We start from the raw sequence: 17,868 nt of genomic DNA on the forward strand, positions 1-17,868 counted from the left end.
CCTCATCCGGTTCTTTCTTTCTTGAGAACAATGAAGCCAAAGAACGGGCGCGTACCGGAAGATTTCTGAAATTCTGCTGAATCTGCCGTAGCAGGGTTTTCCCAATCATTCAACCAATCGGTTGACAATTCGAAAGCGTATCTCTATATTCAACTACATGGTTGAATTAGAGACACCCCAGATCGACGCGGTTTTTCATGCCCTTGGCGACGCCACCCGCCGGCGGATGCTTCGCGACCTCGCCGGCGGCGAGCGAACGGTAAGCCAGCTGGCGGAACCCTTCGCCATGTCGCTGGCGGCGGCCTCCAAGCACATCAAGGCGCTGGAGAATGCCGGGCTTATTCGTCGAGAGGTGAGGGGCCGCACGCATCTTTGTCGCCTCGAACCCGGACCGCTGGCCAGCGCCCACCAATGGCTGGGCTTCTACGAGCGCTTCTGGACCAACCGTCTCGACGTTCTCGAACGTCTCCTTCACGAGGAGGATGCACCAAAAGCCCAGGATGATTCCAGGAAATCGCCCACCTCAAAAGAAGGAGACGACCAATGAACCAGATGAAAAACATCGAAGCCTATGGCGAGCTGACCGAGCCCGCCACGTTCACCATCCAGCGGCTTTTGCCCGGCCCCATCGAGCGGGTCTGGGCCTATCTCACCGAGAGTGACCTGCGTCGGCAGTGGATGGCCGCGGGCCAGATGGAAATGAAGGCCGGCACATCGTTCGAGTTCGTCTGGCGTAACGACGAGCTGACCGACCCGCCCGGCCAGCGCCCCGCGGGCTTTCCCGAAGAGCATCGGATGGAGGGCCGGATCACCGAGCTCGATCCGCCGCGCAAGCTCGCGATCACCTGGGGAAACACCGGCGGCGTTTCCTTCTTGCTGGAGCCAAAGGGCAACGATGTGCTGCTCACCGTCATCCATCGCCGGCTGCCGGAACGCGCAATTCAGCTCAACGTCACCGCCGGTTGGCACATGCACCTCGACATGCTGGCCGCCCGCCTTGCGGGCAAGACACCTACCTCGTTCTGGGATGGCTGGAGCCGCCTGCGGGAAGAATACGACCGCCGCCTGCCGGCCTGACACGATCGCGTCGGCCACCCCTGAAGTCACCGCCCAGCCTCCACCGGCATCGGCCTTGGAGGCTCCACACCAGCAACGAACCGACGATGAAACGTGCTTGCATTTCGCAAGCCCGATGGAGGAAGTCATGCGCAAATTGATCACCGGAATGAAGGTTTCCATCGACGGCAAGATGGAGGGACCCGAGGGTTACGCCGATTGGGTCGACGCGTGGTCGGAGGAGTATGGGCTGACGCCGCAAATCGATGCCTGCCTGCTCGGGAGCGTCATGTACGCCGGCTACGAGCGCTACTGGAGCGCGATCCAGAATGAGCCGGACAAGCCGCTGCCAATGACCGGCAAATTGCCGACGCCGGCGGAGCTCGAATGGGCCCGCTTTGCCGAACAGACCCCGCATCATGTGCTGTCGAACACAATGACCTCGGCGGCCTGGCCAAAGACGCGCTTCATGCGGAGGCTCGAAGACATCGCTGCCCTCAAGCAGCAGCCGGGCAAGGCTATCTATCTCATGGGCGGTGCGCGAATGACCGCGAGCCTGATCGATGCCGGGCTGGTGGATGAACTGCGGCTGATCGTCTATCCGCTGCTCGTTGGCGAAGGGAAGGCGCTGTTTGGAGCGACGCAAAAGCGTCGTGGGCTCGAACTGCGGAAGGTTCAGCAGCTCACGGATGGGCGCGTGAGCCTGGTCTATGGAATTGGCTAACTCAGCCGGTCTTCGCAGATTTCGCAGCGCTGCCCGGCTGAAATTTATTCCTGAAAGGCGCGTCGCAGGTCAGAGCGAAACCGATAGCCCGCCGTCAACGGCCAGTACATGTCCGTTGACGTAGGCGGCAGCGTTGGAGGCGAGAAACACCACGGCTCCGCCGAGCTCCTCAGGCTGGGCCCAGCGGCCCGCCGGGGTTCGTGTCTCGACCCATCTGGTGAAGGCCTCGTCGCTCATAAGCGCGGTATTGAGCTCGGTAGCGAAATAGCCGGGGGCGATCGCGTTGACGGTGATGCCGTGACGGCCCAGCTCAGCGGCCGTGGAGCGTGTCAGCCCGTGCAGCCCCGCCTTTGCCGCCACATAGGCGTGAATGGTGGGACGGCCAAGTATCGCTGCAACCGATCCGGTGTTTATTATGCGCCCGAACTTGTTTGGCAGCATCAGGCGCACCGCGTCGCGCATCATGCGGAAGCAGGCCGAGAGGTTGACGGCAATCACATGGTCGAAATCCTCGTCCTGCCATTCGACCAACTGACTTCGATGCTGTATGCCGGCGTTGTTGACCAGAATATCGAGGCGGCCGTGGCGTTCGACGATTCCTTCCAGCGACGCCCTTGAGATCGCTGCGTCGGTGACATCGAATGGCAGCGCTTCGGCCCCGATGCTTTCGGCCGCTGCGGCGAGGGCGGCCGGATCGCGGGCATTGACGATCACCGTCGCGCCGTTTTCCGCAAGTGCCTTGGCCATTGCGAAGCCGAGACCACGCGAAGCACCCGTGACCAACGCGACACGGCCGTTGAGCGAGAATAATTCCGACATTGAGATCCCCTAGTAAAAGGCGGGAGTTTCCTCCCGCCCAATAGCGCTATTTGGCGATGCAGGGTATCCGCTGTCTCCGGAGTGCAAATGTCAAGGCCGGTGTAGGTCGGGTCGGCCGGCGGAGCCTTGCCGTCCTTCATGTCCTTCAGTGCCATCATCGTCTTGTAGCCCATTTCGAACGGCCGCTGGCCGACCTGGCCAGCGAGAAACCTTCCTTCACAATCCTTATTCGAAGGAGACCGGCATCAATTGTTGGAGGGGGCAGGCGGACGCTGGAGCATATCGTCGCTGCGCGGCTTCAATTGGAACTTCGATTCCGACTATTCAAGGCAAAGCAGAGAAGTCCCGCTGAGGAGGCGAAAGGCCGCGGATCGCCGCCGATGTAAGGACCGCGTCGAGAAAATGGGACTTGCGAAGTTGTAGGATGACCGTATGATCAGACTCATGCCTACGGATCACCCGTCTCTTCAACGCGAAGCTTCTGGCGCAATTGTTGAGCTACCTGCCCAGTTGGCGAATGTTGCGCTGATAGACGGACGGTCGCCACTGGCACAACGCTATCTCATCGATTGGAGCCGCGACAGGCGCGGAAATGCCCGCTTCATCGTGCGTCCAGGATCTGTGGAAGACGTCCAGGCGTTTGTGAGATGGTGCTCGCAGAGCGGTGTCGCGATCGTCGCGCAAGGCGGCAATACCGGACTCGCCGGCGGCGCCATTCCCGACAGTTCGGACTACGCAGTGCTGTCGCTTGAGCGTCTCAATCGGATACGCTGCGTCGATCCGCTCGACTTCACGCTGCAAGCGGATGCCGGTGCCGTGTTGCAGGACGTCAAGGACGCCGCTGAAGCATCCGACATGACCTTCCCTCTCGCGCTTGGTGCGCAGGGATCGTGCACGATCGGCGGCAATGTCGCGACCAACGCCGGCGGCATCAACGTGCTGCGCTACGGCATGACGCGTGATCTGGTGCTCGGGCTTGAGACAGTCCTGCCGGACGGCACGCTGTGGAGCGGCATGAACGGGCTGCGCAAAGACAATCGCGGCTACAGCCTGAAGCAATTGATGATCGGTTCGGAAGGAACGCTCGGGGTCGTCACGGGCGTCGAGGTAAGGCTCTCGCCCCGGCCGACGCAGGTCGAGACCGCCTATGTCGGACTGGGCAGCTTCCGCCAGGCATGCGAGTTGTTCCGGATGGCGCGGCATTTCTGCTCCGATCTTCTCAGCGCGTTTGAGGTCATCGGCGAGGAGTGCCTGCCGCTGGCCCACCTCATCGATCCGAAGCTGCGCTCGCCGTTGACGCAGGCATGTCCGGTTCATGCGATCGTCGAACTCGCCTGTGGGCCAGGGATAGATGCCGGCGGACTTCTTGAAACGATGCTGGCGCGCGCCCTTGAGAGCGACCTGATCAAGGACGGCGTCGTCGCGCAAAGCCGCTCCCAGGCCGCCACATTCTGGGCCATCCGTGAGGGCCTGGTCGAGGGGCAGGCGCGGCGCGGCTTTCATGTCCGCACCGACCTCTCGGTTCGCCTCAGCCAGGTGCCGAAGCTGATCGAGCAAGCACGCGCGTGCATCGTGCGCGAGTGGCCAGGCTGGACATCCCTGACCTATGGCCACGCGGGTGACGGGAACATCCATTTCAACGTGCTGCCTCCCATCGATTGCGACCCCGGCGAAGCGAGGATCGTAGGTCAGGCGGTTTTGACCCGACTCTATGAACTGGTCGGCGCGCTCGGCGGCTCGTTCAGTGCCGAGCATGGCGTCGGTCGGAGCCGCAGTCACGTGTTCTGGGCCGGCTTGTCGCAGCGCGAGCGGCAGCTTCATACCGCGATCAAAGCAGCTTTCGATCCGGCAGGCCTGTTCAATCCGACATGTCTCATGCCTGATCCGGGCGATTTGTAGGGAAAAGCCGCATGAAGCAGCGTTCATCCATCATAGGCAGCGTGGAGGCGCTTCCGCATCGCGTCGCTTCGCATCTGAGCCGCGAGATCGAGGGCGGCGACATCATCCCGGGAGCCCGGCTTCCCACCGAAAGCCAGCTCGCCGACAAATTCGGCGTCAGCCGCAATGTTGTCAGGGAAGCGATCGCGCAGCTTCGCGCCGATGGCATGATCGAGGCGCGTCAGGGCGTAGGCGCATTCGTCATGGCGCCGGAACAGCGGACAGCTATCCGGATCGACCGCGAAGCGCTGAAAGACCAGCGCAACATGGAGCAGCTCTTCGAGCTGCGCAGCATTCTGGAGACCGAATCCGCCACGCTGGCCGCAGCGCGCTGCGCATCCGATGATCTTGACGCAATCAAGGCTGCGCTGGACCGCATGGGTGGCGAGGAGCGCTGGGAGAATGGCAGCATCGAGGCCGATCTGCTTTTCCATCGGGCGATCGCCCGGGCCACCGGCAACGGCTACATCTACACCTTCATTTCCTTCGTCTGCGAGCAGATCCGCCAGTCGATCCACTATGCCCGCCTCACCAATCCGCTCCACGATCTGGTCCAGGTCAACGTCGCCGAGCACGTGCGAATCTACGACGCGCTCGCCGCGCATGATCCGCAGACTGCCGGCGAGGCGATGCGCCGGCACATCGATGGCGCGGCATCGCGCGTTGGGGTCGAACTCACCGCGATCAATCGAGGCAAATGACCATGTCGCTCGCCCAGACCAAGGCAATCACCGATATCTGCCTGCTTGTCGAGGATATCGACCGCACCATCGACTTCTACACTCAGAAGCTCGGCTACCGGATCAGGCGCCGGGCCGAGGGCTTTGTCGATTTTCATTCCGAGCGTGTGACGCTCGCCGCTTGGGAACTGGATCACATCAATCGCCACTGCGGCGTCTCGAATGTCCGCTCACCGAAGCAGGCGCACAAGGCATGTGTCGCCATGGAACTGGAAAGCGCCGGCGAGGTCGACCGGCTCTATGCCGAACTGTCGGACAAGGGAGTGCCGTTCGTCGGACCGCCCGGCGACTATGTCTGGAACGCGCGCTGCGCCTACTTCCACGACCCGGATGGGACACTGTGGGAGCTCTACGCCTGGACCGGCGCGGGACCGGGCGACTATCACGACACGCAAGTGTGATCCGATCGCGACGGCCTCGCAAGAAGGGCCGCGCGGCATGCAAACAAGTCCAACAAAGGAGCAAGAAGATGAGTGGGAACACATCGCAGTGGAATCGTAGATCGATCCTGAAGGCCGGCGCCGCCGGCCTGGCGGCTTTCGGGCCGGGACTTCAGCTGTTTGGCGCCAGCGCCTCGGCAGCCGCCAAGCTTGTCGTCCAGTATGACTGGCTGATGTCGAATGGCCAGATCGGCGATGTCGCAGCCGTCGCCAATGGCTACTTCAAAGAGGCCGGGCTCGAAGTCGAGTTCAGCCCCGGCGGACCGAACGCCGCCACCGTGCCGCCGGTGGTGTCCGGTGCCGCTCAGCTCGGCCAATTTTCCGAATCGCCTCAACTCTATGCCGCGCGGGCGAGCGGCGTTCCGATAAAGATCATCGCCTGCGGCTATCGCACCGGGCCTTATGCGCTGACGTCGAAACCGGCGAAGCCGATCCGGTCGGTGGCGGATCTGAAGGGCATGCGGATCGGCACGCAGCCGACCGCGCGTTTCGCCATCGACGCGATGCTCGCGAAGAACAAGATCGACCCTTCCGAGGTCACCATCGTCAATGTCGGGTTCGACAAGGCCCCGCTCGTACGTGGCGACGTGGATGCGATCGGCGGCTGGATCACCAACACGCAGGCGCTCAGCGTCGTCGGCGATGATCGCATCGATCTTCTGTTGTCGGAGCTGGGCCTGGCGTCCTATGCCGACGTCTATTTCGCCACCGACAGCGCCATCGAATCCAATTCCGAGATCCTGGCGAAATTCATCGGCGCGGTCGCCAAAGGATGGGGCTGGGTCCACGCCAATCCCGAACAGGCGGTCGACAAGCTCGTCGCTGCCTATCCCGAGATCGACGCAGGCTGGGAAAAGAAGACGATCCCCCTGGTGCTGAAACTGTCGTTCGACGACAACACGAAAAAGGATGGATGGGGCACCTTCGATCCTGCCTCGATCGAGAGCCAGATCGCGCTGCTTGACCAGATTGGCCAATATCCGAACGGCAGGCCGAAGGCCGAGGACGTCTATACGACTGAGATTCTCGAACTCAGTGCGGCTGAACGGCCGAAGCTCGGCGCGCCTGCCTCTTGATGGCCGCGCCGGCCATCGAAACTTCCGGGCTCGACGTCGGCTATCCCGGCCGGCACTCGCCCGTGACGGTGATCTCCGGTCTCGAACTGACAGTCGAGGCCGGGACTTTCCTGTCCATCCTCGGGCCTTCGGGGTGCGGAAAGTCGACGTTTCTGCGGGTTGTCGCCGATCTGTTGGCGCCACTCGCGGGCACGATACGCGTTATGGGCGAAACGCCGTCGGCGGTGCGCTCCGGCCGCGGCGTGGGCTTCGTCTTCCAGGACTCGACCCTTTTGCCGTGGCGCACGGCGCGCGAGAATGTGCGGCTGCCGATCCAGGTGGGCCGCCGCAGCCTGTCGCGCATGATAGACGACCGGGCCGACGAGCTGCTCGAACTCGTCGGCCTGTCGGCGCTCGGTGAGCGCCTGCCGCATCAGCTTTCCGGCGGACAGCGTCAAAGGCTGGCGATCGCCCGGGCGCTGCTTGGCGAGCCACGTCTGCTTCTGATGGACGAACCTTTTGGCGCTCTTGACGAGATCACCCGCGATCGCCTCAACGACGAACTGCTGAACCTTTGGCGGCGGACCGGAACGACTGTGCTGTTCGTCACGCATTCCATTGCCGAAGCCGTCTATCTCGGGCAGCGCGTAATCGTGCTTGCGGCCCATCCCGGACGGATCGTCGCCGACCACGACCTTCGTTCGCTGAAGGGGCCGGAGAACAGATGCTCGCGCGAGGATCCGGCAATCGTCGCGGCGATGGCCAGGATGCGCTCCGCCCTTGGGGCGGCCTCGTGAACCGCGGCGCGCTTTCGCCGTTCGCACAGACCGTGCTGCCGATCCTCGGCGCCGGCTCGCTCATTCTCGCATGGCAATTCCTGCTGCCGCTCGCCGGCGTGCCGGCATATATCGTTCCGACGCCGACCGCGATAGCGGGCGTGTTTGCCAGGAACGGCTCGCTTCTCCTGTCGAACCTCTGGCCGACGGCCATCGAGGCGCTCTCCGGCTTCGTCCTCGGCAACCTCGCTGCAGTGCTGCTGGCGATCGTCTTCGTGCACAGCCGTACGCTTCAGGCAGCCTATTTTCCGGTCGTGCTGTTCTTCAATACGATCCCGGTGCTTGCGCTGGCGCCGGTCGTCATCCTCATCTTTGGCCTCGGCATGCTGCCCAAGATCGTGATCGCTGCAGTGATTTGTTTCTTCCCAACGCTCATCAACATGATCCGGGGGCTGGAATCCGCGAGCCCCAGCGAGCACGAGCTCTTCCGCGTGCTGTCGGCGACGCGCTGGGAAATATTCTGGCGCCTGCGCCTGCCGCGCGCGCTGCCAATGCTTTTCGCCTCGTTGCGGATCGCCTCGGCGACCGCGGTGATCGGCGCGATCGTCGGCGAATGGATCGGCTCCGACAAAGGTCTCGGCGCGCTGATCATCCAGGCGACCTTCAACTATCAGTCCGACCGGCTCTACGCCGCCATCGTGCTCTCATCGCTGTTGTCGATCGGGTTCTTCATGACGGTCGTCGCCGCTGAGCGGTGGTCGGTTCGATACCGTTGACCGGCTGGCTCCCAGGGATGGCCGCTTGGCGTCGCACTGCGGACTTCGCTCTAGCCGCCCAGGCGAGGGTTGGCCTTTGCTGCGTCGGCCTGTAGTATGGCCAGTGCTTGCAGGGGATAGGGGGAGCTCGAGCGTGGGCCTGGGTCGGAATTTCCGCCGTTGGGGGATGCGGGCCTTCATCGCCGTCATGGTGCTTTCGCCGCATGCGGCGTCGGCCGACACCATTACGCCTGACCGGATCGCGGCAGCCCTGTCGAAGCTCGAGGCCCTCGCTAAAGGCGTCGTCGCGGATGGCGGGGTCCCTGGTCTCGCCATCGGAGTCGTCCATGACGACAACGTGGTCTTCCTCAAGGGTTTCGGGCATCGCGAGGCCGGCAAACCGGAGGCCGTCGATGCCGACACGGTGTTCCAGATCGCCTCGCTCTCCAAGCCGGTCTCAGCAACGATAGTGGCGGCACTGGTCAGCGACGAGATTGTTTCCTGGGATAAGAAAATCGCCGATCTCGATCCGGCCTTCCGGCTGTCCGAGCCCTATCCGACCAGCGAACTCACGGTTCGCGACCTGTTTTCGCACCGCAGCGGACTTCCCGGCACCGCCGGAGACGACCTCGAGGACATTGGCTATGACCGCGCGGAGATATTGCGCCGTCTGCGGTTCGTGTCGCCATCGTCGAGCTTTCGTGCCGGCTACTCATACAGCAATTTCGGACTGACCGAGGGTGCCGTCGCGGCCGCGAAGCCGACGGGCAAGCCTTGGGAGGAGATCGCGGAGGAGAAGCTCTACCGTCCGCTTGGAATGGCGTCGACCAGCTCCCGTCATGCGGACTTCATCAAGCACGCCAATCGCGCCGCGCTCCACGTCAAGGTCGATGGCGTCTGGGCCGCGAAGGTAAAGCGCGATGCGGATGCGCAGGCGCCCGCAGGCGGCGTCAGTTCCACGGCACGCGATCTCTCGCAATGGGTGCGCCTCGTACTCGGCAATGGGGTCTATGCGGGCGAGACACTCATTAAAGCCAACGCGCTGGACCAGACGCATGTTCCGCTGATGGCGCGCGGCAAGAACCCCGTCTCAGGCGGCGAGTCCTTCTACGGCCTCGGCTGGAATGTCGAATTCGGGCGGCATGGTCTGAGTTGGGGTCATGCCGGCGCGTTCAGCGTCGGCGCCCGCACCCTGGTGACGCTCTTCCCGGAGGAGAAGCTTGGCATCGTCATTGTCGCCAACGCCTTTTCGACAGGGGTGCCGGAAGGGCTGTCCGACAGCTTCGCCGATCTCGTCTTTGATGGAGCGGTCGAGAAGGATTGGGTCAAGGCATGGGATGATACCTATGCGAGCCTGTTCGGCCCAGCAATCGCGGCGGCCAAGGCCACCTATGCCGCGCCACCGTCTCCGGCAAGGCCGGCCGGGCCGGCCAGTGCCTATGCAGGCCGTTACTTCAACGACTTCATCGGCGATGCGGTCGTGTCGAGTGCGGGAGACGCTCTTGTGCTCAAGGTCGGGCCGGCCGGTGCCCGGTCCTATTCATTGACGCATTTCGACGGCGATCTGTTCCTGACCTTCCCGGACGCCGAGACGCCGGACAGGCCCTCGGGCGTAGGCTTTGACATCGGCCCCGACGGCAAGGCGTCGGCCGTGACCGTACAGTTTCTCGACGATAACAATCTCGGCACGCTGCGGCGCGTTGGTGACTAGGGTCAAATGGTGGTGAGACGGTTGTCGGCTTCGCCGAGACCGAGCGGGGGCCGCGCCGGCGTTCGCGATGCGGCGCTCAGCTCCACGCCGATGGACAACCTTGACGGTCCCAGCCGCCGCAGTCTGTAATCGCCACAGACCCGGCCGGACAGAAAGGCGCTATCCATGGAAAAGATCATTCTGGACTGCGATCCGGGGCACGACGATGCCATCGCCATCCTGCTGGCGGCCGGCAACCCGAACATCGACCTTCTCGGCATCACCACGGTTTCGGGCAACCACAATGTCGAGAACACCACGCGCAATGCGCTGGCCGTATGCACGGCTTACGGCGTCAAGGTGCCGGTCGCGAAGGGCTCTCCCGGCCCGCTCATCATCGACCAGGTGCTGGCCGTCGAGATTCATGGCGATACCGGGCTCGACGGCCCCGTGCTGCCGCCCGCCTCGTTTGATCTCGACAGGCGGCATGCCGTCGACTTCATCATCGACACGGTCATGGCGCATGAGCCGAAGACCGTCACGTTGGTACCCGTCGGTCCCTACACCAACATCGCACTCGCCGCCCGGAAGGAACCGCGCATCATAGAGAGGGTGAAGAAAATCGTCGCGATGGGGGGAAGCTACACCAGGGGTAACATCACGCCGGCGGCGGAATTCAACATCTATGCCGACCCGGAGGCCGCCGATGTGGTGTTCCGTGCCGATTGGGACGTCACCATGGTGGGGCTCGACCTCACGCACCAGGCGCAGGCCACCCCGGACCTGCAGGACAGGGTGCGCGCCATCGGCGGCTCGATCGCCAGGTTCGTTCTCGATATCTGGGAGTTTATAGCGACCACGCATGGCGGCCTGCTGCAGATCGAATATCCCGCCGTGCATGACGCATGCTGCGTCGCGGCCATGATCGACCCAACCGTCTTCACCACCGAGAAGGCCGATATCCGCGTCGAAATCGCCGGCCGGTGGACCAAGGGCATGACGGCGTGCAATTTCGAGAAGATGGGTGGCATGCATCATTTCGGCGGCACGGCGAGCGAGCAGACCGAGTTCCGCCACACCGTGGCGATGAAGCTCGACCATCCGAAATTCTGCGACCTGATCGTCGACGCGCTTGAGCGCCTCACCAGGCAAAAGGCGTGAGCCACTTCGCAATTCCAGGAAAAGTGTGGAGCGGTTTTCCGTCCGGAATTGCGTCAAAGAGAGCCGGGCGCGACGATCACTCAATGGAACATTGGGGCATCGAAGGGGAGCAGTAAAGTGAACGAAAAAGCCAGTCCCAGATCGTCCAGCCCAAGGCAACTCGCGGAGATCGCCAGCTATCACGCCCATATCTACTATGACGGGCCGGCCGAGCGGCAGCACGCCGAATGGCTGCGCCTTCGCATCGGCGAACGTTTCCGTGTGCGCCTGGGCAATTGGCGCGACGAGCCGGTCGGCCCGCATGAGCAGGCCATGTACCAGGTCTCGTTCGCCACCGAGATTTTCGCTTCGCTGGTTCCCTGGCTGATGCTGAACCACGGTGGCTTGAGCATCCTCATCCACCCCAACACGACCAACCCCAAGCGCGACCATCTGGTCGATCCGATCTGGATTGGCCGGCCTTTGGGGGTGCACGGCGAAGTCCTCGGCGAGGACGATGAGGCGGAAGAGGCGCTGGAAGTGAATACGGAGCCGACGCTGAGGGCGTAGGGGGGCAATCGCATGTGGCGCTCCTCCTCTCCGTCCGCTACGCGGCCACCTCTCCCCCACTCTGTGGGGGCGAGGAACCAAGCTTTCCAAGGTCGCGACCTCGACGGTTAGCGTTTCCTCGCCCCCATGAAATGGGGGAGAGGTGGCCGCGTAGCGGACGGAGAGGGGGCTGCGCTGCCAAATGCGATTCCCGACTTAACCGAAGACAACTGCCTGCTTGACGAAAATCGGCGCGCCTGTGAGAGCAAGACTCCATTGGGGAGACAAGCAGGCGGTGGGCAAACGGTGAGGCGCGTTCTTCGACTACTGGCCGCGCTAACCATGGCGTTCGGGGTGAGCGGCTGCACAAGCATCTCCTACTACGCGCAGTCGCTGGAGGGTCATGTGCAGATCATGGCGGCGCGCAAAAATGTTGGAAAACTGATTCGTGACCCTTCGACGCCCAAGGCGTTGCGCAGCAAGCTGACGTCGGCGAGCGCCATAAGACGGTTTGCGACAGATGAACTGTCGCTGCCCGACAACAGCAGCTACCGCAGCTATGTCGACATCCACCGGGACGCGGTGACCTGGGCCGTTTTTGCCGCGCCGCAATTCTCGCTCGCGCCACGCACATGGTGCTTTCCGCTCTTCGGCTGCGTACCGTACCGGGGTTACTTCTCCCGGAAATCCGCGACGCAAAGCGCTGTCGAGCTTCAGAGACAGGGGCTCGACGTCTATGTCACAGGCATCACCGCCTATTCCACGCTGGGCTGGTCCAGCGACCCGCTGCTCAGCACCATGCTTCGTCAGGACGACACCTATCTCGCAAGCCTGGTCTTCCATGAACTGGCGCACCAGCGGCTCTATGTGGAGGGCGATTCCGCGTTCAACGAGGCTTTCGCGGTTGCCGTCGAAACCACCGGCACAAGGAAATGGCTGCGCGCCGCCGGCGATCGGGCCGGGTTGCGCCGCTACGAAGCCGCTCGCAGGCGCAGTGCCGATTTTCTCAAACTGGTGGCGAAAACGCGCGACGATCTGGCCCAGGTCTATGGAAGTCCCCGTAACCCGCAGCAGATGGCGGCCGCCAAGGCAGCGACGATCGACCGGCTGCGGATGCGCTACCGGCACATGCGCGACAGGGCCGGATACCGGGGATATGACGCCTGGTTCGATCAGCCGATCAACAACGCAAAGCTCGCCGCGACTTCCGTCTACGGCGAACAGGTCCCGGCATTTCTTCGCCTGTTCGACCTGTGTTCCGGCGACTATCCAAGGTTTTATGCGGCTGTTCGACGGATCGCGGACAAACCTTCCCGTGCCGAAGTGCTGAAGGCGGTGAATAGCTGTGATTGAGTTGAACAAGCACGGCGGGCTGAACGGCGAGATTCTCGGCGAGGACGATGAGGCGGAAGAGGCGTTGGAGGTGAATCCGGAGCCGACGTTGGGGGCGTAGGGGGGCGCGGCGCCGTTCGGCATGTGAAGTTCGGCGTCGGAAATCGCGTGTGCCTGCAGTGCAGTTCAGACGGGCATGACCGACCGCTTTGCGCCGCATCTCAGTCATCGAGTCCGCCCAAGCGGCGTCTCGAAAGCGGACAATGCAGAGCACTGGCGAGGTAGCATGTGTGCGTCAATTGCGGTCATCGAAAGCGGGTCGGCACGCTGGACGAAGAAGTCATGGAAAAGCGTGGAACAGGTGCAACTTCCCGAAACGGATATTCATCCAACGTGCCGATCGGCATTAGGATTGGTAGGGCGGGCTATTGGACGGTGTAGCCACCATCGACAGGCAAAGCGTGTCCGACGATGAAGCTCGCCGCGTCGCCGCAAAGCCAGAGGACGGCGTCGGCGATCTCTTCCGCTTTGCCAAGCCTGCCGATGGGAACGACCTGCATCAACGCATCCATTGCTTCCGGCTGGGTCTCGAGCATCCCGGTCACCATCGGCGTTTCGATGATGCCTGGGCAGACCGCGTTGATCCGTATTCCTTTAGCGGCGTATTCGAGCCCGGCGCTCTTGGTCAAACCGACCACACCATGTTTCGAAGCATGATAGATGCCGCGTTCCGCGATCCCGACCAGGCCGCCGAGCGAGGAGTTGTTCACGATTGCTCCGGAGCCTTGCTTGCGCATCTGCAGCAGCTCGTACTTCATGCAGTTCCAGACACCGCGCAGGTTTACGCCCATGACGAAGTCGTAATCCTTGGGATCCGCGTCGGCGGTCTCGGCGACGGGGCTTTGGACTCCGGCGTTGTTGAACGCGGCATCGAGACTGCCAAACTCCGCGACCGTCTTTTCGACCATGGCAGCAACCTGCTCCATGTCGGCGACGTCGCACTGAATGGCAATCGCCCGATGCCCTGCAGAAGTCAGAGAGTCAGCCGCCGCGCGCACCGCAGTTTCATTGACGTCGGCCAGTGCAACGGCCGCGCCGGCTTTCGCGAAAGCTTGCGCGGTTGCCAGCCCCATGCCGGACGCGGCGCCCGTGACGAGAGCAACTTTGTTTTCAAAAGAGATGTTCATGGTAGTTATCCGTAGTTTGTTGGAGATAGAGTGTCGGCCGCTAGCGCTTGGGCGACAGCTTGATGAGATGATCGTCGGACGGACCTTCACCTCGTGGCGATCGGTTCGTTGTGATGGCATAGACGTCATCGCCGATGGAGAGCACGTCCCTGAACCGGTCCCCCGATGAATAGATCGGCTTGAGATCGTTCGCTCGCTCGTCGAGAACGTAAATGCCCCGACCGACCAGCGTGGCCACGAGAAGTTCGCCCCCTCTGAACGTGATACCCGAGGGTGCCCAGGTATCGTTGCCGGAATGAAGGTGTGCGGTCTCCATTCCCTCCTGTCGGTCGTCGCCGTCGATCAGCGGCCAGCCGAAGTTCAAGCCAGGTCGGATGTGATTGATCTCGTCATGGGCTGATTGACCATGTTCGGCGACCCACATCTCGCCATCCGGGCTCCAGGCCAAGCCTTGGGGATTGCGGTGGCCCAAGGAGTACACATAGGATCCCCGGAAGGGATTGTTGGCAGGTACCTCGCCTCTCAAGGTCATCCGCAATACTTTTCCCGCCAGGCTGTCACTGTCTTGCGGAAGGTCGCCGTCCTCGGTCCACCCGGTGGTGACGTAGAGGTTGTCATCGGGCCGGATTGCCAGACGGCCACCGTTGTAGAGCCTGTGTCCTGGGATTCGATCGAGAAGCGTCCGGGTCTCCCGCCACGAGTTGCCGTCGAAGGCGGCTTCGATGACTTTGTTGTACAGCCCGCTGTCCGTCCGGTAGGTGTGGTAGAAGTAGGCCACGCCCGAAGTCTCGAACTCCCTGGCCAACGCCATGCCGAGAAGACCACCGCCGCCCTCGCGGGCTATGGCGACTGAAGTCTGCACGGCATATCTGCGCATCTGGCCGTCCTGCACGACGACGATATTGCCGGCGGCCTCGGTCACGAAGACCCTGCCGCCGCTGGCTTCGATGTCCCAGGGATAGTCGAGGTCTTCCACGACGGTCTCGACGGCCCAATCGTTGGTGGTCATGCCGAGGACGGAGTGCGGGGGCGAGGCGTCCTGTGCCCATGCGATGGAGGCCATGGTCCCGTTGAAGATGCAAGCTAACGCGAATGCCAATCTAAGAGTCTTTTTTGTCATGATGGTCACCGGTGGGAGTGATCGCGCCGCCAGCCATTCACGCTATTTGGTCACGCCGGATGAAGGAGCGAATAGCTTCGCAGCGGGCGTTAGGTTTTGCGAATGGACGGAGGGCAGCCTCCTGATCTTCAGCAGATCAAAAGGCCGTCTCGCCTTTGCAACACCGCACCTACTAGACTGAGAGGTGTTCGTCGAAGAAGGACTCAAGCTTGTCCCAAGGGATGAGGTCCACCTTGTCATACAGATCAACGTGGCCAGCACCCGCCACGATGAACAGCTCCTTCGGCTCAGCCGCCTTCTCGATCGCCTGTTCACTGAAGAACCGAGAATGCGCGTTTTCGCCTGCGATAAGCAACACGGGCCGCGGCGAGATCATGTCGACACGGTCGAACGGCCGGAAATGCAGGTAAATCGGGTCACCGGAAACATTCATCGCAGTTGTCGCGCGCGGATGAGCGCCACGGGGCGTCCGGTAGTAGTCGAAGAATTCCCGCGTGATCGCATCCGTCTCGGGCGTCAGAGCTTCAGGCAATGCGCCGTATTGCTTCTGCGCGCCCGCGGCCTCGGCCCAGCGTTGTTCGCCGATTTTGGTCAGCATGTCGATCCGTGCGTCAGCCGCCATCTCTTGACCGTTCCATGCCCATTTCGCGCCGCCCATGTCATACATGCTAACGGTCGCGACCGCCTTCATCCGGGGATCGATCTGTGCGGCGGCAAGCGCGAAACCGCCACTCGCGCAAACGCCGATAACCCCGATGCGATGCCGGTCGACGCGCGGGTCGAGACCAAGGAAGTCGACGCCTGCGCTGAAGTCTTCGACAACGGCTTCCGGCGACGAGATGAAATGAGGCTGGCCGCCGCTTTCGCCATTGTACGAGGCGTCGTGTGCGATGGTGATGAAGCCGCGTTCCGCCATCGTCTGGGCGTAGAGTCCGGCTGTCTGCTCTTTGACACCGCCATATGGATGACCGACGATTAGCGCGGGATGGCGTTGCGAGGTGTCGATGTTCTTAGGGATATACATGTCCGCGACGAGATTGATGCCGAGGCGGTTAGCGTACGAAACCTTGCGATGCTCCACGCGCGCGCTTTGCGCGAAGGTCTTGTCCCATGTTCCAGCATTTTGAGCGAACGCAGGGCTGGCAGCGAGTGAGAGTACGCCTGCCGCAGCAGCACTTGCCCCGGCCAGCTTGAGAAGCTCGCGCCGACCGATGCCGATTGTTTCCTGCCGGTCATCCGATCCAATGGGCCCATTTTCCATTGCTATTCTCCCTTGCCGTCTGATTGGTTGCAGGAGGAATATAGTCTGGGAGGGTCTGACTGATTATCGCCCGCGATCTGCAAGCGCTTATGTACCGGGCGCATAAATCGATGACATGGCATGCCATCCTCCGCGGCTTCGAAAGGATGGCGCCCGTCGAGAAAGTGGGCGGTCCCTCCGCAGCTTCCTTCAACTATTATGCACTGTCAGCCATATCGGCTCTGACGACTTATTCTTGAAGAGCAATAATCGGTGATGATATTCTGCGTTTCAGACGGTATGTTCCCTTGGGATGTATATCAGAGTGGATAGATGCTGCGTGCGAACGTTAATGACCTGTTGGCTTTCATCGTCGTAGCGAGGGAACGGAGCTTCACGAAAGCCGCCGCACAGTTGGGCATGTCGCAATCGGGGCTCAGCCATACGATACGGGCACTCGAGTCCCGTCTCGGGCTTCGACTCCTGACCCGCACCACACGCAGCGTGTCTCCCACAGCCGAAGGTGAGCGACTATTGAACACGATCGCTCCGCGGTTCGAGGAGATCGAAGCCGAGCTCTTTTCAATCACCGAGCTGGGAGAGAAGCCTGCTGGTACGATCCGCATTACCGCCGAAGACTACGCCATCGACACTGTGCTCTGGCCGAAACTCGAGAAGGTCCTGCGTCAATATCCCGACATCAAGGTCGAATTTATCGTCGACTACGGGCTGACGGACATCGTGGCCGAGCGGTTCGACGCGGGCGTTCGGCTTGGGGAGATCGTATCACAAGGCATGATATCGGTGAGCATCAGCCCATACCAACGGATGATTGTCATTGCGAGCCCAGCATACGTCGAAGAGCGGGGCATTCCGATAAAGCCTCAAGAGTTGACGTCGCATCAGTGCATTAACCTCAGACTCCCCACACATGGCGGAACCTACGCCTGGGAATTCGAGAAAGACGGGGAAGAGTTGAGGGTCCGAGTGGACGGTCAGGTCATCTGCAACGGGATCAGGCAGATTTTGCACGCCGCGATAAGTGGCTACGGTTTCGGGTTCGTACCTGATGGCTTGGCGAAACCTGATATCGAAGCCGGAAGACTAGTTCAGGTGCTCGCCGATTGGTGCCCGTCATATCCTGGGTATCACCTCTATTACCCAAGCCGTCGGCAACCGTCCGCGGCGTTCAAGGTGGTCCTCGATGCGCTCCGGCAGAAGTCCTAGCACCTAGAGCATCGTCCCTGTGACGCCACCATAAGTGTTTGATTTCTCGCGATCAGGGCTGCGCCATGGTAACGACCTGC

General features: G+C 62.1%; 18 protein-coding genes and 1 pseudogene. 14 read left to right on the forward strand and 5 right to left on the reverse strand.

Annotated elements, in window-relative coordinates:
• Positions 1-157 precede the first annotated feature (157 nt).
• From ACWTU8_RS03490 to ACWTU8_RS03500, 3 genes are all read left to right on the forward strand, one after another.
• A complete protein-coding gene (locus tag ACWTU8_RS03490; protein WP_455848374.1) occupies positions 158-547 on the forward strand; it encodes an ArsR/SmtB family transcription factor in 390 nt (129 codons plus the stop codon).
• Positions 544-1,077: an SRPBCC family protein gene (locus tag ACWTU8_RS03495; RefSeq protein WP_455847045.1), complete on the forward strand. Its 534-nt coding sequence runs from the start codon at positions 544-546 to the stop codon at positions 1,075-1,077. The genes ACWTU8_RS03490 and ACWTU8_RS03495 overlap by 4 nt, the downstream gene beginning before the upstream one ends.
• Before the next feature lie 127 nt (positions 1,078-1,204).
• Positions 1,205-1,780 carry a dihydrofolate reductase family protein gene (locus ACWTU8_RS03500; protein ID WP_455847046.1) on the forward strand — a complete coding sequence of 192 codons (576 nt, stop codon included), beginning with the start codon at positions 1,205-1,207 and terminating at the stop codon, positions 1,778-1,780.
• A gap of 69 nt (positions 1,781-1,849) precedes the next feature.
• Here ACWTU8_RS03500 and ACWTU8_RS03505 read toward each other — a convergent pair whose 3' ends face one another.
• Together ACWTU8_RS03505 and ACWTU8_RS03510 are read right to left on the reverse strand one after the other, a co-directional pair.
• Entirely contained in the window at positions 1,850-2,599 is a 750-nt protein-coding gene (locus tag ACWTU8_RS03505; RefSeq protein ID WP_455847047.1) for a glucose 1-dehydrogenase, read from the reverse strand.
• 46 nt (positions 2,600-2,645) lie between these two features.
• A pseudogene (locus tag ACWTU8_RS03510) lies at positions 2,646-2,793 on the reverse strand (sugar ABC transporter substrate-binding protein); the annotation flags it as partial.
• Between the two features lie 316 nt (positions 2,794-3,109).
• Between ACWTU8_RS03510 and ACWTU8_RS03515 the strand changes: the two are divergent.
• The 10 genes from ACWTU8_RS03515 (at position 3,110) to ACWTU8_RS03560 (ending at position 13,035) form a co-directional block, all read left to right on the forward strand.
• Positions 3,110-4,498 (forward strand): FAD-binding oxidoreductase, encoded by a 1,389-nt coding sequence (locus tag ACWTU8_RS03515; protein ID WP_455847048.1) that lies wholly within the window; start codon positions 3,110-3,112, stop codon positions 4,496-4,498.
• 11 nt (positions 4,499-4,509) lie between these two features.
• Positions 4,510-5,238, forward strand: coding sequence for a FadR/GntR family transcriptional regulator (locus ACWTU8_RS03520; protein ID WP_455847049.1), 729 nt, complete (start codon positions 4,510-4,512; stop codon positions 5,236-5,238).
• Positions 5,239-5,240: 2 nt separating this feature from the next.
• Positions 5,241-5,678: a VOC family protein gene (locus tag ACWTU8_RS03525; RefSeq protein ID WP_455847050.1), complete on the forward strand. Its 438-nt coding sequence runs from the start codon at positions 5,241-5,243 to the stop codon at positions 5,676-5,678.
• Positions 5,679-5,746: 68 nt separating this feature from the next.
• Positions 5,747-6,793 carry an ABC transporter substrate-binding protein gene (locus ACWTU8_RS03530; RefSeq protein ID WP_127209537.1) on the forward strand — a complete coding sequence of 349 codons (1,047 nt, stop codon included), beginning with the start codon at positions 5,747-5,749 and terminating at the stop codon, positions 6,791-6,793.
• Positions 6,793-7,569 (forward strand): ABC transporter ATP-binding protein, encoded by a 777-nt coding sequence (locus tag ACWTU8_RS03535; RefSeq protein WP_455847051.1) that lies wholly within the window; start codon positions 6,793-6,795, stop codon positions 7,567-7,569. Before ACWTU8_RS03530 ends, ACWTU8_RS03535 begins: the two co-directional genes overlap by 1 nt.
• Complete coding sequence (locus tag ACWTU8_RS03540; RefSeq protein ID WP_127209535.1) at positions 7,497-8,324, forward strand: ABC transporter permease; 828 nt, start codon at positions 7,497-7,499, stop codon at positions 8,322-8,324. Before ACWTU8_RS03535 ends, ACWTU8_RS03540 begins: the two co-directional genes overlap by 73 nt.
• 133 nt (positions 8,325-8,457) lie before the next feature.
• Entirely contained in the window at positions 8,458-10,014 is a 1,557-nt protein-coding gene (locus tag ACWTU8_RS03545; protein WP_455847052.1) for a serine hydrolase, read from the forward strand.
• A gap of 165 nt (positions 10,015-10,179) precedes the next feature.
• Positions 10,180-11,154: a nucleoside hydrolase gene (locus ACWTU8_RS03550; protein ID WP_455847053.1), complete on the forward strand. Its 975-nt coding sequence runs from the start codon at positions 10,180-10,182 to the stop codon at positions 11,152-11,154.
• 117 nt (positions 11,155-11,271) lie between these two features.
• The gene (locus ACWTU8_RS03555) at positions 11,272-11,703 is read left to right on the forward strand and encodes a DOPA 4,5-dioxygenase family protein (protein ID WP_455847054.1); all 432 of its coding nucleotides are present in this window, start codon (positions 11,272-11,274) and stop codon (positions 11,701-11,703) included.
• A gap of 321 nt (positions 11,704-12,024) precedes the next feature.
• Positions 12,025-13,035, forward strand: coding sequence for an aminopeptidase (locus ACWTU8_RS03560; RefSeq protein WP_455848375.1), 1,011 nt, complete (start codon positions 12,025-12,027; stop codon positions 13,033-13,035).
• Positions 13,036-13,439: 404 nt separating this feature from the next.
• Here the strand turns inward: ACWTU8_RS03560 and ACWTU8_RS03565 are convergent, their stop codons facing one another.
• From ACWTU8_RS03565 to ACWTU8_RS03575, 3 genes are all read right to left on the reverse strand, one after another.
• A complete protein-coding gene (locus tag ACWTU8_RS03565; RefSeq protein ID WP_455847055.1) occupies positions 13,440-14,201 on the reverse strand; it encodes a glucose 1-dehydrogenase in 762 nt (253 codons plus the stop codon).
• Positions 14,202-14,241: 40 nt separating this feature from the next.
• Positions 14,242-15,321, reverse strand: a complete 1,080-nt coding sequence (locus ACWTU8_RS03570; protein WP_455847056.1) for a PQQ-dependent sugar dehydrogenase — start codon at positions 15,319-15,321, stop codon at positions 14,242-14,244.
• Positions 15,322-15,493: 172 nt separating this feature from the next.
• Positions 15,494-16,582, reverse strand: a complete 1,089-nt coding sequence (locus ACWTU8_RS03575) for an alpha/beta hydrolase (RefSeq protein WP_455847057.1) — start codon at positions 16,580-16,582, stop codon at positions 15,494-15,496.
• Positions 16,583-16,894: 312 nt separating this feature from the next.
• Between ACWTU8_RS03575 and ACWTU8_RS03580 the strand changes: the two genes are divergently transcribed.
• Positions 16,895-17,788 carry a LysR family transcriptional regulator gene (locus ACWTU8_RS03580; protein WP_455847058.1) on the forward strand — a complete coding sequence of 298 codons (894 nt, stop codon included), beginning with the start codon at positions 16,895-16,897 and terminating at the stop codon, positions 17,786-17,788.
• The last annotated feature ends 80 nt before the right edge of the window (positions 17,789-17,868 follow it).

The sequence above is a fragment of the Mesorhizobium sp. BHbdii genome, from assembly GCF_053848045.1.

What these genes read in the sequence shown, in the direction of transcription:
- ACWTU8_RS03490 (WP_455848374.1), top strand. Translation starts at nt 158, where the DNA reads ATGGTTGAATTAGAGACACCCCAGATCGACGCGGTTTTTCATGCCCTT.
- ACWTU8_RS03495 (WP_455847045.1), top strand. Translation starts at nt 544, where the DNA reads ATGAACCAGATGAAAAACATCGAAGCCTATGGCGAGCTGACCGAGCCC.
- ACWTU8_RS03500 (WP_455847046.1), top strand. Translation starts at nt 1,205, where the DNA reads ATGCGCAAATTGATCACCGGAATGAAGGTTTCCATCGACGGCAAGATG.
- ACWTU8_RS03505 (WP_455847047.1), bottom strand. Translation starts at nt 2,599, where the DNA reads ATGTCGGAATTATTCTCGCTCAACGGCCGTGTCGCGTTGGTCACGGGT.
- ACWTU8_RS03520 (WP_455847049.1), top strand. Translation starts at nt 4,510, where the DNA reads ATGAAGCAGCGTTCATCCATCATAGGCAGCGTGGAGGCGCTTCCGCAT.
- ACWTU8_RS03525 (WP_455847050.1), top strand. Translation starts at nt 5,241, where the DNA reads ATGTCGCTCGCCCAGACCAAGGCAATCACCGATATCTGCCTGCTTGTC.
- ACWTU8_RS03530 (WP_127209537.1), top strand. Translation starts at nt 5,747, where the DNA reads ATGAGTGGGAACACATCGCAGTGGAATCGTAGATCGATCCTGAAGGCC.
- ACWTU8_RS03535 (WP_455847051.1), top strand. Translation starts at nt 6,793, where the DNA reads ATGGCCGCGCCGGCCATCGAAACTTCCGGGCTCGACGTCGGCTATCCC.
- ACWTU8_RS03540 (WP_127209535.1), top strand. Translation starts at nt 7,497, where the DNA reads ATGCTCGCGCGAGGATCCGGCAATCGTCGCGGCGATGGCCAGGATGCG.
- ACWTU8_RS03550 (WP_455847053.1), top strand. Translation starts at nt 10,180, where the DNA reads ATGGAAAAGATCATTCTGGACTGCGATCCGGGGCACGACGATGCCATC.
- ACWTU8_RS03560 (WP_455848375.1), top strand. Translation starts at nt 12,025, where the DNA reads ATGGCGTTCGGGGTGAGCGGCTGCACAAGCATCTCCTACTACGCGCAG.
- ACWTU8_RS03565 (WP_455847055.1), bottom strand. Translation starts at nt 14,201, where the DNA reads ATGAACATCTCTTTTGAAAACAAAGTTGCTCTCGTCACGGGCGCCGCG.
- ACWTU8_RS03570 (WP_455847056.1), bottom strand. Translation starts at nt 15,321, where the DNA reads ATGACAAAAAAGACTCTTAGATTGGCATTCGCGTTAGCTTGCATCTTC.
- ACWTU8_RS03575 (WP_455847057.1), bottom strand. Translation starts at nt 16,582, where the DNA reads ATGGAAAATGGGCCCATTGGATCGGATGACCGGCAGGAAACAATCGGC.
- ACWTU8_RS03580 (WP_455847058.1), top strand. Translation starts at nt 16,895, where the DNA reads ATGCTGCGTGCGAACGTTAATGACCTGTTGGCTTTCATCGTCGTAGCG.